13 protein-coding genes and 1 pseudogene are annotated in these 14,490 nt (G+C 63.1%); 8 read left to right on the top strand and 6 right to left on the bottom strand.

What is annotated here, in order from left to right:
- Positions 1-45 precede the first annotated feature (45 nt).
- Positions 46-834: an alpha/beta fold hydrolase gene (locus tag X751_RS140115; protein WP_023745813.1), complete on the top strand. Its 789-nt coding sequence runs from the start codon at positions 46-48 to the stop codon at positions 832-834.
- On the opposite strand, the gene X751_RS140120 is transcribed toward X751_RS140115, so the two are convergent.
- Positions 831-1,238, bottom strand: coding sequence for a DUF2000 family protein (locus X751_RS140120; RefSeq protein ID WP_023745812.1), 408 nt, complete (start codon positions 1,236-1,238; stop codon positions 831-833). The two genes, X751_RS140115 and X751_RS140120, sit on opposite strands and share 4 nt — an antisense overlap.
- A 46-nt stretch (positions 1,239-1,284) precedes the next feature.
- Here X751_RS140120 and X751_RS140125 point away from each other — a divergent pair, with 46 nt between their 5' ends.
- Complete coding sequence (locus tag X751_RS140125) at positions 1,285-2,148, top strand: AraC family transcriptional regulator (protein WP_023736881.1); 864 nt, start codon at positions 1,285-1,287, stop codon at positions 2,146-2,148.
- A gap of 10 nt (positions 2,149-2,158) precedes the next feature.
- Here X751_RS140125 and X751_RS140130 read toward each other — a convergent pair whose 3' ends face one another.
- On the bottom strand, positions 2,159-2,629 hold the full coding sequence (locus X751_RS140130) for a MarR family winged helix-turn-helix transcriptional regulator (protein ID WP_023671361.1): 471 nt from the start codon (positions 2,627-2,629) through the stop codon (positions 2,159-2,161).
- Positions 2,630-3,050: 421 nt separating this feature from the next.
- Between X751_RS140130 and X751_RS140135 the strand changes: the two genes are divergently transcribed.
- Positions 3,051-4,103, top strand: coding sequence for a GTP-binding protein (locus X751_RS140135; RefSeq protein WP_023689243.1), 1,053 nt, complete (start codon positions 3,051-3,053; stop codon positions 4,101-4,103).
- A 248-nt stretch (positions 4,104-4,351) separates the two neighbouring features.
- The gene (locus tag X751_RS140140; protein WP_023683508.1) at positions 4,352-5,326 is read left to right on the top strand and encodes a WD40 repeat domain-containing protein; all 975 of its coding nucleotides are present in this window, start codon (positions 4,352-4,354) and stop codon (positions 5,324-5,326) included.
- 1 nt (position 5,327) lies between these two features.
- Here the strand turns inward: X751_RS140140 and X751_RS140145 are convergent, their stop codons facing one another.
- Positions 5,328-5,780: a hypothetical protein gene (locus tag X751_RS140145; RefSeq protein ID WP_023683507.1), complete on the bottom strand. Its 453-nt coding sequence runs from the start codon at positions 5,778-5,780 to the stop codon at positions 5,328-5,330.
- A gap of 155 nt (positions 5,781-5,935) precedes the next feature.
- Between X751_RS140145 and X751_RS140150 the strand changes: the two genes are divergently transcribed.
- The 4 genes from X751_RS140150 to X751_RS140165 all read left to right on the top strand — a co-directional run bounded on the left by X751_RS140150 (position 5,936) and on the right by X751_RS140165 (position 11,678).
- On the top strand, positions 5,936-7,318 hold the full coding sequence (locus X751_RS140150; RefSeq protein ID WP_023683506.1) for an aspartate aminotransferase family protein: 1,383 nt from the start codon (positions 5,936-5,938) through the stop codon (positions 7,316-7,318).
- 35 nt (positions 7,319-7,353) lie between these two features.
- A complete protein-coding gene (locus tag X751_RS140155; RefSeq protein WP_023683505.1) occupies positions 7,354-8,739 on the top strand; it encodes a glutamine synthetase family protein in 1,386 nt (461 codons plus the stop codon).
- 231 nt (positions 8,740-8,970) lie between these two features.
- Positions 8,971-10,206: a putative DNA modification/repair radical SAM protein gene (locus tag X751_RS140160; protein ID WP_023745811.1), complete on the top strand. Its 1,236-nt coding sequence runs from the start codon at positions 8,971-8,973 to the stop codon at positions 10,204-10,206.
- A gap of 2 nt (positions 10,207-10,208) precedes the next feature.
- Positions 10,209-11,678: a UdgX family uracil-DNA binding protein gene (locus X751_RS140165; RefSeq protein WP_023745810.1), complete on the top strand. Its 1,470-nt coding sequence runs from the start codon at positions 10,209-10,211 to the stop codon at positions 11,676-11,678.
- Between the two features lie 95 nt (positions 11,679-11,773).
- Here X751_RS140165 and X751_RS140170 read toward each other — a convergent pair whose 3' ends face one another.
- The 3 genes and pseudogenes from X751_RS140170 to X751_RS140180 all read right to left on the bottom strand — a co-directional run.
- Entirely contained in the window at positions 11,774-13,054 is a 1,281-nt protein-coding gene (locus X751_RS140170) for a glycerate kinase (protein WP_023732621.1), read from the bottom strand.
- A 175-nt stretch (positions 13,055-13,229) separates the two neighbouring features.
- Positions 13,230-13,736: a heme-degrading domain-containing protein gene (locus X751_RS140175; RefSeq protein ID WP_023695952.1), complete on the bottom strand. Its 507-nt coding sequence runs from the start codon at positions 13,734-13,736 to the stop codon at positions 13,230-13,232.
- A gap of 332 nt (positions 13,737-14,068) precedes the next feature.
- Positions 14,069-14,490, bottom strand: a pseudogene (locus X751_RS140180) (integrase core domain-containing protein); the annotation flags it as partial.

Genomic DNA, 14,490 nt, shown 5'->3' with positions numbered 1-14,490 from the left:
GGCGGGAGCATCGAACTCCTTTCGCCAGGGTGAGATGAGGACCAGATGACTGACACGCTTTATTTTACGACGCGCGACGGCTGCCGGATCGCCTATCAGCTGGCGGGGGCCGGCCCTGTGCTTGTGCTCTCGAATTCCATTGCGACGAACCTGCATATGTGGGACCGGCAGCTTGCGGAATTTGCCGGATCTTTCCGGGTGCTGCGCTATGATCTGCGCGGCCACGGCAGTTCCGATGCTCCGGCCGGAGCCTATTCGCTCGATCGGCTGGGCCGCGACGTCCTTGAGCTGCTGGATGCGCTTCAGATCGCCCGCGTGCATTTCTGCGGGCTGTCGCTGGGCGGCTTCGTAGGGCAGTGGCTGGGTATCCATGCCCCGGACCGCATCGAGCGTCTCATCCTTTCCAACACCTCGCCACATCTCGGGCCGGCTTCTTACTTTGACGAGCAGATCCGTACTGTCCTTGCTGCGAGCGACATGTCGGCCGCCGCGGACATGTTCATGCACAACTGGTTTCCCGCCTCGATGCTTGCCGGCCCAAACCAAACCGTCGACGCGTTCCGCGCGATGGTCCTGGCGACGCCGCCCCAAGGTCTCGCGGGATGCTTCGCCGCCGTACGCGATTGCGATCTGCGCCGGACTGTCTCCCTCATTACCGCCCCCACTCTGGTGATCGGTGGAGAAGACGACGAGGTAACGCTGGCAAGCCACAGCGAGGCGATCGCAGCCAGCATCCCCGGCGCCACGCTTACACTGCTTCCGGGCGTCCATATGCTGAACGTCGAGCGGCCGACTGAATTCATGAGCGCCGTTACACGCTTCCTGCTGAATTAGGCGTGCATGCGGGCGCCCTTGGTGATCTTGTCGACGAGTTTCTTGTCGGCACGCAGCGCGATGCCGACGATCTTGGCGTCCTCAGGGCCGAACTCGGCGAAGACGGCGCGGTTGGCCGCATCGAAGCCGGTGGCAAACATCTCCTCGACATAGGCTGACGCCGTCACGCTCCGCTCCAGCGCCTTCCGGTGGATGGAGTTGAGCGTCGGCCCATCGGCCGAAAGCACGATGACCGGCTGGATGGACAGAGGATTGTAAAGGTTGCCGGCGCGGTCGCGGTAGGGTTCGCCGATAATGTCGGGGAATTGCGCGACGACGCCGCTGCTCAGGAAGGCCGTGACGTTGAGCTTTTGCCAGACGGCGAGATCGTCCCGCAGCACGATTGCAAATTTCGTATCGAACACCAAAATGAGGACTCCGGAGCACGCCCATGAAGGGCAGGGATAGGTGATGACGCACGATCTAGACGGTGAGGCGACACAGGGTCTTGGACGTTCGTGCGCGGATGAAGACCGGATCGTCTCGGCGCCAGGCAGCACCGGCATCGAGCGCATCGAGGCGCATTTCCATGGCAACGCCTTCGACCTGCACCGTCATGATACACTTGCCGTCGGCGTGACGCTTTCCGGTGTGCAGCGCTTCCACTACAGGGGCACTGTCAACCACAGCCTGCCCGGCCAGGTTATCGTGCTGCATCCCGACGAAGTGCACGATGGCGGCGCCGGGACCGAGGATGGTCTGCGCTACCGGATCCTCTATCTGGAACCCTCACTGCTGCTCGACTGCCTCGACGGCGCGCCGCTGCCTTTCGTCAGGGATGCTGTGGTCAGCGATCCTGCCTTGCGTGGCACGCTGCTTTCGGCCCTGTCGCCGCTCGATGAGGAACTGGACGAGCTGTTCGTCGCCGATTTCGTTGCGGAGCTGGCGCAGCATCTGGGGCGTCATGCGGGACAGAAAGCAAAGCCGATGGGGAAGTCGGCCTCGCGTGCGGCAGCGCTGGCGCGCGGCTATCTCGAGGAGAATGCCGAGCGGTCCGTTCGTTCCGATGAGCTGGAAGCCGTCACCGGGCTCGACCGCTATGCGCTGTCACGCCATTTTCGCGCGACCTATTCCACCAGCCCGCATCGGTTCCTGCTGATGCGCCGGCTGCAAAAGGCAAGACGGATGATCGAGGTGGGCGAGCCGCTGGCCGAGATTGCCGTTGGCGCCGGCTTCAGCGACCAGAGCCATTTCAACAGGCATTTCAAGAAAGCATTCGGCCTGACGCCCGGCCGCTGGTCGACCCTGGTGCGCGGGCCTTCGGTAGCCGCCTAGGTGAGGAAGATCAATCGTCGATGTCGCCATCGTCGTCGACAAGCACCAGCTCCTCGTTCGACAAATTGGCCTCGATGCGGGCGAGCAGCTTGAACAGCGTCTTCTGTTCTTTCTTGTCGAGGCCCTTCAACGCCTGCTTCTCGGTCTTCTTCACCGACTTCTCGATGGCGTGGATGATCTCGCGGCCGGTGTCGGTGAGAAAGATATGCGCCTGGCGTGCATCCGCGGAAGAAGCGCGCTTTTCCAAAAAGCCCTGGGCCTGCAGCCGGTTGATGGTCTTGGTGATGGTCGGCGGGCGCACGCCGAGGCGGCCGGCGAGATTGCCGGGCGTCTGGCCGTCCTCGCGGTCGAGCGTCAGCATGATCTGGTCCTGGCCGGCATAGAAGCCGTGCGCCAGAAGCCGCGCCGCCAGCGCGGTCCTTGCCAGCCTTGCCGCCGAATGCAGCCGGCTCATCGTTGCAGTCTTGTCCGCCTTGGCCATGGTGATCCCTCTTCGGCCGTACCGGTGCGTGCAGCATAGACGCAGCCGGCCGGTTGGCAATCGACGATCAAAAAGATTCCGGCTTTCGAAACAGCTTTGCCGGCAAGCATTTGTGGTGCTCGAAATGGTGATGCCAGATGTTTATTTCAGTTAGATGACAAACGAGTTTCCGCCAAGGCGATTGCAACGGTTTGACGCGGCGCGGCTCAGCACAGGTCAACGAAGAGGCGTTTCCAGCGACACGTTGATGATCGGCATCCCTCGCACTCGGCCTCTCGGGTCTACCCATCCGCTTCGTCAATCCTGGGTCAAACACCCAGGCGGTTTGCCTCGTGCAAAAGGCCGGCACACATCCTATATCAGGCCAACAATCCCTTCTTGCGGCCCGCAATTCCGTGGCCCAGCCATTTCGAGGCAAGATATGAGCGAAGCACAGACGCAAATCCCCGTGACCGTTCTCACCGGCTATCTCGGCGCCGGCAAGACGACGCTGCTCAACCGCATCCTGTCGGAAAACCATGGCAAGCGTTATGCCGTCATCGTCAATGAATTCGGCGAGATCGGCATCGACAATGATTTGATCGTGGAATCCGACGAGGAAATCTACGAAATGAACAATGGCTGCGTCTGCTGCACGGTGCGCGGCGACCTGATCCGCGTCGTCGAAGGCCTGATGCGCCGTCCCGGCCGCTTCGACGCCATCGTCGTCGAGACCACCGGCCTCGCCGATCCGGTGCCGGTGGCGCAGACCTTCTTCATGGACGACGACGTGCGCTCCAAGACCAAACTCGACGCTGTCGTGGCCCTGGTCGACGCCAAGCACCTGCCGCTCAGGTTGAAGGATTCCAAGGAAGCCGAGGACCAGATCGCGTTTGCCGATGTTGTCGTGCTGAACAAGACCGACCTGGTGACGCCCGAAGAGCTGGCCAAGGTCGAAGCGACCATCCGCGCCATCAACCCGGCGGCCAGGATTCACCGCACCACGCGCGCCGGCGTGGCGCTGTCCGAAGTGCTCGACCGCGGCGCCTTCGACCTGTCGCGCGCATTGGAAAACGATCCGCATTTTCTCGAGGCGCACGATCATGATCACGACCACCATGATCACGACCACGATCACCACGACCATGATCACGACCATCATCATCACGATCACGCGCATCCCTCCGACATCCATGACGTGACCGTGCAGTCGGTGTCGCTGCGCGGCGGCGAGATGGACCCGAAGAAATTCTTCCCGTGGATCGAGAAGATCACTCAGATGGAAGGTCCCAACATCCTGCGGCTGAAAGGCATCATCGCGCTCAAGGGCGACGACGAGCGCTATGTCATCCAAGGCGTGCACATGATCATCGAAGGCGACCACCAGCGCGCCTGGAAAGACGGCGAAAAGCATGAGAGCCGGCTGGTGTTCATCGGCCGCGAGCTTGACGCCGAACGGCTGAAGAAGAGCTTTGACGCCTGCCAGGCGGCTTGATTTCCGGACTCTATGGCGCTAGCGCTGCCCGCTCTTCCTTCTCCCCTTGTGGGAGTAGGTGGCCTCGCGAAGCGAGGTCGGATGAGGGGTGCTCCAGCTCGGCACCGACGGCGATCCGTCCAACACCCCTCATCCGTCTCGGCGCTGCGCGCCGATCCACCTTCTCCCACAAAGGGGAAGGTTGACGCCAGGCCTGGCCGCCTCAATGGCTTCCCGGGAGTGGTGACAGCTTCATTGGAATGGTCCTGATGCCCACAGTTGCTCCCCTCGACCTGGAAGGTCACTGCCTTGCCGCCGTCTTCCTCGACAACGTGCCGCATTATGCGCTGGCCGATGGGACAGTTCATAGGCTCGACAACGGCCACAAGACAATTCAGGCCAATGACGGCCTGCTCTCCACGTTCCATGACGCCGCCAACGACCGCCTGATCACCGGCGGCGAGGACGGCAAGATTTTTGCTGTCACCGCAGGTGGCACCGTCGGCGAATTGGCGAGCGCCGGCAAGAAGTGGATCACCAGCGTCGCCGCCGGGCCGCAAGGCGCTATCGCCTATGCCACAGGCAAGACTGCGTTCGTGCGCTTTGCCGACGGCAAGACCAAAGAGTTTGCCCATCCGCGTTCGGTCGAGGGGCTGGCCTTCTCCCCCAAGGGCATACGCTTCGGCGTCGCCCGCTACAATGGCGCGACGCTGCATTTCCCGGCCGCCGACGGCAAGCCGGTGGAGCTGGAATGGGCCGGTGCCCATACCGGCGTCACCTTCTCGCCGGATGGCGCCTTCCTCGTCACCACCATGCAGGAAAACGCGCTGCATGGCTGGAAGCTCGCCGACGGCAAGCACATGCGCATGACCGGCTATCCCGGCAAGGTCAAAAGCCTGTCGTGGAGCGTGAAGGGCAAATGGCTGGCGAGTTCCGGCGCGCCGGCGGCGATCGTCTGGCCGTTTTCGGGCAAGGACGGCCCGATGGGCAAGGCGCCGCTGGAGCTCGGCACGCGCGGCAACGCCATGGTGACATCGGTTGCCTGCCATCCGAGCCAGGATGTCGTCGCCGTCGGCTATGATGACGGCATGGTCATGGCGGTGCGCTTTACCGATGCCAAAGAGGTGCTGTTGCGCCGCCCGGGCAAGGGCGCCATCACCGCGATGATGTGGGATAAGGAAGAGCGCCGGGTCGCCTTCGGCAGTGCCGCCGGCGACTGCGGCGTCATCGATATCTCGGCGTGACCTATTCGGCTCCGCACGACACCTTGCCGGTCAATTCTTTCGGCTTGCCGTCCTGTTCCGTGTCGGCGGCGTTGTCGTAGACGGCAAGCGTGTACCGGCCGTCATAGACGCCCTCGTCACTGGTCTTGGTCAGGATCGTCAGTTCGACAGAGTTGAATTTATCTCCGAGCTGATGCTCGTGGTAGACGTTCAGCCGCAACTCCTTGTCGTCCAGCCAGTACTGGGTGAGGTCGGAATCCTCGAAGACGGTCTTGCGCAGACTGTCGCCTTCCGGCCGGCCAAGTATCTCGAGATCGCCGCGAAAATTGAAGGTCGGGCCGCCCATACCTCTGGTGACCCCGGCGCCGACCTCGAATTGCACCGCTTTGTCATCGACGGAACACCAGACGCCGCCCGATGCGGAAGCCGCAGCGGCCGACAAGAGTAGCGCAATAGCGCAGATGATCGTCCGCATTTTTCTCCCCAAACCACAGACCCGATCGCATTGGCGCCCGACTGCGCCGGAAGGTCAAGTCTGCCGAACTTGCTGCTGACCCAATGCAGCGCACCAACACGGCCAATTGCGGTTGCCGTCGCCAATTGGGTAGTGTGCCGGCCGAGAGGGATTTCATGCACAGCACGAACAGTTCAAAGGCGTCCATTGGCGGTATCAGCCGTGACCGCATCGCTGCATTGCGGACAAGCGAGGCGAACACCTTCCGCAAGGCGCGGCCGAAATCGCAGGCCAAGGTCGGTAACGGCCTGCCAGGCTTCTTCGGCGGTGTGCCGATGCACTGGATGAACGACTGGCCGACGCCATTCCCGATCCTGGTCGAAAGCGCCAAGGGCGCCGCCATCACGGATATCGACGGCAACAGGCTGGACGATTTCTGCCTCGGTGACACCGGCTCGATGTTCGGCCATTCGCCGCCGCCGGTGGCGCGCGCCATCCGCCGCCAGGCCGGGCGCGGCCTGACCTATATGCTGCCTTCGGAAGATGCGCTGGCCATCGGGCCGCTGCTCACTCAGCGTTTCGGTCTGCCGTTCTGGCAGATCGCCACCACCGCCACCGACGCCAACCGCTTCGCGCTGCGCGTCGCCCGCGCCGTCACCGGCCGCGAAAAGATACTGGTCTTCAACGGCTGCTATCACGGCTCGGTCGACGAGACGATGGTCCGGATGGTCGACGGCAAGCCCGTGAATCGGCCGGGGCTGGCGGGTGAGTTTCGCGACCTGACCAAGACGGCGAAGGTCATTGAATTCAACGATGTCGCCGCGCTGCAAGCAGCGCTCAAGGACAAGGATGTCGCCTGCGTCATTGCTGAGCCGGTGCTGACCAATTCCTGCATGGTGCTGCCCGATCCGGGTTTTCACGACGCCTTGCGCAAACTGACGCGCGCGGCCGGAACGCTGCTTCTGATAGACGAGACGCACACGATTTCGACTGGACCCGGCGGCTACACCAGGAAATTCGGGCTGCAGCCCGACCTGTTCGTGCTGGGCAAGCCGATCGCCGGCGGAGTGCCGGCAAGCGTGTGGGGCATGAGCGACGAGGTCGCCTCGCGCTATGCCGACTACAATCGAACCAAGGAGCCGGGCTATTCCGGCATGGGCACGACGCTGTCGGCGAACCCGCTGCAGTTCGCAGCCATGCGCGCAACGCTCGAAGAGGTGATGACGCAGGAGAATTATGCCCGGATGGATCGCCTCGCCCTGCGGCTCGATGCCGGGCTGACCGGCGTCATCGATCGCTACAATCTGCCCTGGCATGTCGCCCGCGTCGGCGCCCGCGTCGAGTTCATCTGCGCCCCTGGCCCGCTCAGGAACGGCGCCGAAGCCGAGACTGCCCATGCGCCGGAGCTTGAGGCGGCTATCCATGTCGCGCTGGTCAACCAGGGCGTGCTGATCGCGCCCTTTCACAACATGATGCTGATCTCACCGGCCACCACCGGCGCCCAGGTCAACCGGCTGATCACCGCCTTCGCCACGGTTGCGGCAAGGCTGACGGCATGAGACAAGCTGCCAAGCCAAACTCGAGTACACTAATCATGACTTCACCTTCGGGCTCGACGCCCGCCGAGGCGCAAGCCTTTCTCGACGCCCATCCCGAAATCGAAGCCTTCGATATCGTCTTGACCGACGCCAACGGGGTCGGCCGCGGCAAGATCGTGCGCCGGCATGAGCTGAAAAGCATCTTCGAGGGCGGCCGCCACATGCCGATCTCGATCCTCGGCCTCGACATCACCGGCGAGGATGTGCACGAAACCGGGCTGATCTGGACGACTGGAGACGGCGATCTCAGGGCATGGCCGATCCCCGGCACGCTGGTGCCGCTTTACGGCACGAACCCGCCGCGCGGCCAGTTGCTGATGGCGATGTACCATCTCGAGGGACAGCCTATGTCGTCGGACCCACGGCTGGCGCTGGCCAGGCAGGTCGACATCTTGGCGGCCAAGGGCCTCTATCCCGCCGGCGCCTTCGAACTCGAATTTTTCCTGCTTGCCAATGAGCGTGACGCCGACGGCAAGGTAAAACCGGCGGACGCCGTGCTCGACGGCCGCCGCTCGGCCAAGACGGAAGTCTATTCCGTCGACCATCTGCACGGCATGGAGCCGTTGTTTTCCGACATCTATGCCGCGGCTAAGGCGCAAGGCATTCCGGCCGAAACGGTGATTTCGGAATACGCGCCCGGCCAGTACGAGCTGACGCTGAATTACCGCAAGGATGTCATGCGGGCGGCCGACGACCTCGTCATGTTGAAGCGGCTGGTGCGGGCGCAGGCGCGCCGCCATGGTGTTACCGCCTGCTTCATGGCCAAGCCGATCGAAAAATATGCCGGCTCCGGCATGCATTTCCATGTTTCGCTGCAGGACAAGAACGGCCGCAACGTTTTTGCCGAAGCCGGCGGCGAAAGCTGGTCGCTGCCGCTGCTGCAGGGGCTCGGCGGGCTGATCCAGACCATGGCCGAATCGATGCTGGTGTTTGCGCCGCACGCCAATTCCTGGCGGCGCTTCGTCTCGCAGTCCTATGCGCCGGTGGCGCCGACCTGGGGCGTCAACAACCGTTCGGTGGCGCTGCGCGTGCCGGCCGGCGACGCCAAGAACCGGCGCATCGAGCACCGGCCGTCGGGCGTCGACGCCAATCCCTACCTGATCGCGGCAACGGTGCTGGCCGGCATCATCAAGGGTCTGGACGAAGGCCTCGACCCCGGCCCTGAAACCACTGGGAATGGCTATGAAGCCGCTGTCACGCGCACGACCATGCCGGTCGACTGGCGCGCCGCGATCGAGGCGGCGCGGGCCTCGAGCTTCCTGAAAGAGGCGCTTGGCGAGGATCTGCATCGCACCTTCGTGGCGATCAAGCAGTCGGAGTATCTGCGCGTCGCGCGTACGGTGAGCGAGCTGGACTACCACCTCTACCTGCACGAGGTCTGAGAGACCGTTTCGAAATTCTACTCCGGCGGCCATCGATGGTGGTTTCTGCGCTTCCGATGCTCACGGACCAAATGTCCGCTGCGCTTCGGTTCTCGAAACCACCACCATATGACTCGCCAGAGCGAATTTCGAAACGGTCTCTGATTGCCCTGACGGCGGGCGGCGATCACTTTTTCGCCGCCTGCATCAAATGAGGTGGCGCTGCAGCCTTCAAGAACATATCATGAACAGATGAGCGCGCCCACCGTCCGTGAAAAGCTGGCAATCCTGTCTGACGCCGCCAAATACGACGCCTCCTGTGCTTCGTCCGGCTCGGCGAAGAAGGATTCGCTCCAATCCGGCGGTATCGGCTCCACAGAAGGCATGGGCATCTGCCATTCCTACGCGCCGGATGGCCGCTGCATTTCGCTCCTGAAAATCCTGCTCACCAATTTCTGCATTTACGATTGCAGCTACTGCATCAACCGCTCGTCATCGAATGTGCGCCGCGCCCGCTTTAGCATCGACGAGGTGGTGCAGCTGACCATGGACTTTTATCGGCGCAACTACATCGAAGGCCTGTTCCTGTCCTCCGGCGTCATCCGTTCGCCCGACGAGACCATGGCCGAAATGGTGGAAGTGGCGCGGCGGCTGCGGCTGGACGAAAAATTCTCCGGCTATATTCATCTGAAGACCATTCCGGAAAGCTCGGCCGAACTGGTCGAGCAGGCCGGGCTCTACGCCGATCGGCTGTCTATCAACGTCGAACTGCCGACCGATGAGGGCGTCAAGAAACTGGCGCCGGAGAAGAAGCCGGAAACGATCCGGCTTTCCATGGCGAACCTGCGCCGGAAGATGGAGGAAAAAGCCGAGCCGACGCTGAGGACCAAGAAGCGCGAACGCTTTGCGCCCGGAGGTCAGTCGACGCAGATGATTGTCGGCGCCGACAAAACATCCGACGACGGCATTTTGCACACCAGCGCGCGGCTCTATGGCAGCTATCACCTGCGGCGCGTCTATTATTCCGCCTTCAGCCCGATCCCGGATTCGTCATCGTCGCTGCCGCTGCAAAAACCGCCGCTGATGCGCGAGCACCGGCTCTATCAGGCCGACTGGCTGATGCGTTTCTACGGCTTTTCGCAGCCGGAAATCCTCGCCGGCAGCAGCGACGGCATGCTCGATCTCGCCATTGACCCCAAGCTCGCCTGGGCTTTGCGCAATCGGGCGAGGTTTCCCGTCGACATCAACCGCGCCGACCGCGAAGCGCTGCTGCGGGTTCCGGGTCTGGGCACCAAGGTGGTGGCGAAGATCCTTGAAACCCGCCGCCACCGACGCATGCGGCTGGAAGATGTCGGACGGATCTGCCATTCGATCGCCAAGCTGAGGCCCTTCATCATCGCCGAAGGCTGGTCGCCGGGCGGACTCACCGACAAGACAGGCCTGCGCGACACGATCGTAAAGTCCTGCGAACAACTGTCGCTGTTTTGACCATGCAGCCGGCTCAGCTCGACCTTGCCCGATACACTGTCCGGCTAGCGAGCCAGACCGATTTCGCCGGTTGGCGCGATGCGGCACGGCGTCTGGCGCTGAATGAGGTCCGGCCTGAGGATATTAGTTGGGGTGTCGGGTCCGACGCCAATGATCCTCAAGATGCCTTGCCGGCGGTGCCAGAGGGCGCGCAGCTTACCGTCCCGCGCGAGTTCATCGCCCATGCCGAAACCGCCTTCTGCCACTCCGACCCCGGCCGGTTTGCCTTTCTCTACTGGATGCTTTGGCGCCTGCGCACTGAGCCGAAACTGCTGGCGATCGCATCCGATCCCGACACCAGGCGGCTCGAAGCCATGGAAAAGGCGGTGCGGCGCGACAGCCATAAGATGCATGCCTTCGTACGCTTCCGGAAGATCGGCGACGGCGAGAACGAGCGCTACGTCGCCTGGTTCGAGCCGGAGCATTTCATTGTCGAGCGCAACGCGGATTTCTTCGTCCGGCGGTTCACCGGCATGCGCTGGACCATTCTGACGCCCTATGCCTCCGCCGACTGGAACGGCGAAAGGCTGGCGATCGGGCCGGGTGCGGCCAAGGGCGATGCACCCGATCAGGACGACACCGAGGCGTTGTGGCGGACCTATTTCGAAAACATCTTCAACCCGGCGCGGCTCAAGGTGAAGGCGATGCAGAAGGAGATGCCGAAGAAATATTGGCGGAACCTTCCCGAGGCCTCGCTCATTCCAGATCTGATCGCAGGAGCGGACGAGGCCGCCAGGGATATGATTGCCAGACTGCCGACAACGCCGGCGCCGCACCACGCCAAGCTGCAGGCAAGACATTGGCCGAAGCCCGAGCCGGCCGAGGCGCCGGATGAAGACGATGCCAAGACGATTTCCGATTTGCGCGAGGCTGCAAAGGGTTGTCGTCGCTGCCCGCTCTGGCGCGACGCGACACAGACCGTGTTCGGCGAGGGGCCGGATGACGCCAAAGTGGTCTTCGTCGGCGAACAACCTGGCGATCAGGAAGATCTCGCCGGCAAACCTTTTGTCGGGCCAGCGGGCAAAGTGTTCGATGCGATTCTCGATGACGCAGGCGTCGACCGGCAAAAAGTCTACGTCACCAACGCCGTCAAGCACTTCAAGTTCGAGCCGCGCGGCAAGCGCCGCATCCACTCGAAGCCAAATACCGGCGAAGTCCAGGCCTGCCGCTGGTGGATCGGCCGGGAGCTTGAGCTGATCAAGCCGGACCTCGCCGTGGCGCTTGGGGCAACGGCGGCGTTGTCGCTGCTGGGCAAGGCCATTGCCGTGACGAAAATGCGCGGCCAGTTGATCGAACGCGAGGATGGCTTGCGCGTGTTCATCACCATCCAGCCCTCCTTTATCCTGCGCATTCACGAGCCGACGGACAAGGAGGCTGAGCGCGAGCGGTTCCTAAAGGATATGAAAGAGGTGAAGCGGCTGATGGGGTCGTGAGATGAGCGAAAGCCTCAGCGACGAAGCTGAGTTGCTTCAGCCAATCACCTACGGTCGTGAATCCAACGTTGGAAACTTCGGCCGCCACGGCCGAATTAACTGATCAGGATTGCCCTCAGATCATTCACATTCGTACCCGTCGGCCCCGGCACGAACAGATCGCCGATCGCGTTGAACGCCGTCCAGGCATTGTTGCCGGCCAGCATCGCCTTGGCGTCGACGCCGGCGGCACGCATGCGCGAGACGGTCGAGCCGTCGGCAAAGGCGCCGGCATTGTCTTCCGAGCCATCGATGCCGTCGGTATCGGCGGCCAGTGCATGAATACCTTCCGCGCCGCTGATGCCGATGGCAAAGGCGAGCAGGAATTCGGAGTTGCGGCCGCCCTTGCCCCTTTTTCCGTCAACAGGGGCCCGCAAGGTCACGGTCGTCTCGCCGCCGGACAGGATCAGCACCGGCTTTTTGAACGGCCGGTTGCGCGTCGCCACTTCGCGCGCAATGGCTGCATGCACGCCACCGACCTCGCGCGCCTCGCCCTCGATGGAATCGGAGAGGATGACGGCTTCGATGCCCTGCCGTTTTGCCTCAGCGGCTGCCGCTTCCAGCGACACGCCAGCCGAGGCGATCAGGTGCACTTCATTGCGTGAAAAGCGCTGGTCATCCAGATCTGGCGCATCGGCCTCTGGCGAGTTGATGTGCGCCATGACGGCGTCGGGCAGTTTCATGCCGTAGGCCGCTATCGAGGCCAGCGCATCGGCCCGGTTGCCGGAGTCGGGCACGGTCGGGCCGGAGGCCACCAGCGCCGGGTTGTCGCCGGGAATGTCAGAGACAACCAGTGATACCAGTCTGGCCGGCCAGGCGGCAGCTGCCAGCCGGCCGCCCTTGATGGTCGAGAGATGCTTGCGGATTGTGTTCATCGCCGCGATCGGCGCGCCGGAGGCAAGCAGCGCCTCGTTGACGGCGGTTTCATCGGCGAGCGTCAGGCCGGCGGCAGGCGACGGCAGCAGCGCCGATCCTCCGCCCGATATCAGCGCCACTACCAGGTCGTCCGCAGTCAGCCCTTGCACCTTTTCGAGCAGGCGCCGCGACGCCTCAAGACCGGCAGCGTCCGGCACCGGATGTGCCGCCTCGATGATTTCGATGCGCTCGCATTTGGCGCCATAGCCGTAGCGGGTGACGACCAGCCCTTCGATCGGCCCGTCCCACACCTTCTCGAATGCCGCCGCCATCTGCGCCGATCCCTTGCCGGCGCCAATGACAATGGTCCGCCCCTTCGGCCTGGCCGGCAGATGATCCCGGATGGTCCGTTCAGGATCGGCAGCGGCAACGGCGGCATTGAAGATCGAGATGAGAAAGGATTTTGGGTCGAGCACGGTCATAATTGGCCGCCATCCGCGGTTTGCGAGCTTCCGAAAAGCCGGCGCCGCCCCTCACCCTTACCCTCTCCCCGTATAGAGACGGGGAGAGGGGTTCGCCGGCGTTGGGGTGCTTCTCTTCTCCCCGTCACTATACGGGGAGAAGGTGCCGGCAGGCGGATGAGGGGCAGCGCTAGCGTCACGATTTATCTTCCGGCGGCAGCGCCAATTGTGTCCGATCAACGCCGAGATGATCGCACAGTGCATCGACGACGACGCCGTGGTCCTGGCGTTCCGGCAGGCCGGAGACGGCGATGACGCCGATCACGCCAGCCCCCTTTACAGTCACCGGAAACCCGCCGCCGGCCAGTACGTAATCAGCAATATCCAGCCCCTCGCCGACCTTGAAGGTGCGGTCCGGTCGCTGCTGTTCCAGCACCAGGCGATAGGTGCTCCTGAGGTAGCGCTTGACCACATTGATCTTGCGTCGTGCCCAGTCGGGGTTGGAGGCGTTTGAACCGGGCATCGCGGCATAAAACAGCGGCCGATCCCACAGCCTGATATCGACAATGATGGGCAGCTTTTCGGCCAGCGCCCGCTCGCGGATCGCCGCGCCGACCTTGAAGGCGACGGCCTCGTCGAAGGCCGGGAAGACCAGCGTCTCTTCCTGTTTCTGGATCAGAGCGATGTCGTCTGCGGCGGCCATTTTTGTTCTCCGAAATCGTCACAAATCGTGTGTACGACAAGCTCCGCCCGGTCAAGGTCTCGTCGCGGTGGTGGTCTTGCCCCGCCAGGGTCGCCCCCCACTCCGTCGAGCTTCTCTCGACACCTCTCCCCCGATCGACGGGGTAGAGGAAGGGCGCAAAGCTGTCCGAACCGGCGCCCGTCCTCCGAAGCAAAGGCTTGTCCAGCCGATAGATGGGTAACACTTTGAACCGGATACATAGGTGACACTTCTCTCCCCCTATGCGTCCGCNTTGTCCAGCCGATAGATGGGTAACACTTTGAACCGGATACATAGGTGACACTTCTCTCCCCCTATGCGTCCGCCGCAGCGCCAAGCGGATTGGTTGGCGCGGCGCTGCGGCGGACAAGCTTCATGTGCCGTGTGTCGATGATGCCGAGCGGGTGGGCATGGAATGAGAGTGTCCATTGTCCGTCTTCGGTCTCCAACGCAGCGACCGGTTCGCCCGCCAGCGCTTGCGAGACATATATGAAGCCGCCATTCCATCGGATCTCGCCATTGTGGCGCACGCGGCGGACCGAGGCCTCGGCCGGATAGACGGGCTCGGGTGGTGTCCTGGGCATGGCGCGCTGTGAGGACCGGTAGTGCTGGGCGGGCGTATCCATGCCCAGCGCCTCATGGGGACGTTCCTCATTGTAGCTGTGGCGGAAGGTCTCGAAGGCCTGGCCCTGTGCCGTTCGGTCGGCTTCCGGTGCCTCGGCCATCGGCAGCATGG

The organism is Mesorhizobium sp. LNJC394B00, assembly GCF_000502555.1.
Taxonomy (GTDB): domain Bacteria; phylum Pseudomonadota; class Alphaproteobacteria; order Rhizobiales; family Rhizobiaceae; genus Mesorhizobium.
Note: the sequence above shows the minus strand (reverse complement) of the source record. Positions and strands in the feature narration are given on the sequence as shown.

Excerpts from the sequence above, each read along its gene's own strand:
- X751_RS140135 (WP_023689243.1), top strand. The coding sequence starts at position 3,051 with ATGAGCGAAGCACAGACGCAAATCCCCGTGACCGTTCTCACCGGCTAT.
- X751_RS140160 (WP_023745811.1), top strand. The coding sequence starts at position 8,971 with ATGAGCGCGCCCACCGTCCGTGAAAAGCTGGCAATCCTGTCTGACGCC.
- X751_RS140170 (WP_023732621.1), bottom strand. The coding sequence starts at position 13,054 with ATGACCGTGCTCGACCCAAAATCCTTTCTCATCTCGATCTTCAATGCC.
- X751_RS140140 (WP_023683508.1), top strand. The coding sequence starts at position 4,352 with ATGCCCACAGTTGCTCCCCTCGACCTGGAAGGTCACTGCCTTGCCGCC.
- X751_RS140115 (WP_023745813.1), top strand. The coding sequence starts at position 46 with ATGACTGACACGCTTTATTTTACGACGCGCGACGGCTGCCGGATCGCC.
- X751_RS140175 (WP_023695952.1), bottom strand. The coding sequence starts at position 13,736 with ATGGCCGCCGCAGACGACATCGCTCTGATCCAGAAACAGGAAGAGACG.
- X751_RS140165 (WP_023745810.1), top strand. The coding sequence starts at position 10,209 with ATGCAGCCGGCTCAGCTCGACCTTGCCCGATACACTGTCCGGCTAGCG.
- X751_RS140150 (WP_023683506.1), top strand. The coding sequence starts at position 5,936 with ATGCACAGCACGAACAGTTCAAAGGCGTCCATTGGCGGTATCAGCCGT.
- X751_RS140130 (WP_023671361.1), bottom strand. The coding sequence starts at position 2,629 with ATGGCCAAGGCGGACAAGACTGCAACGATGAGCCGGCTGCATTCGGCG.
- X751_RS140125 (WP_023736881.1), top strand. The coding sequence starts at position 1,285 with ATGACGCACGATCTAGACGGTGAGGCGACACAGGGTCTTGGACGTTCG.
- X751_RS140155 (WP_023683505.1), top strand. The coding sequence starts at position 7,354 with ATGACTTCACCTTCGGGCTCGACGCCCGCCGAGGCGCAAGCCTTTCTC.
- X751_RS140145 (WP_023683507.1), bottom strand. The coding sequence starts at position 5,780 with ATGCGGACGATCATCTGCGCTATTGCGCTACTCTTGTCGGCCGCTGCG.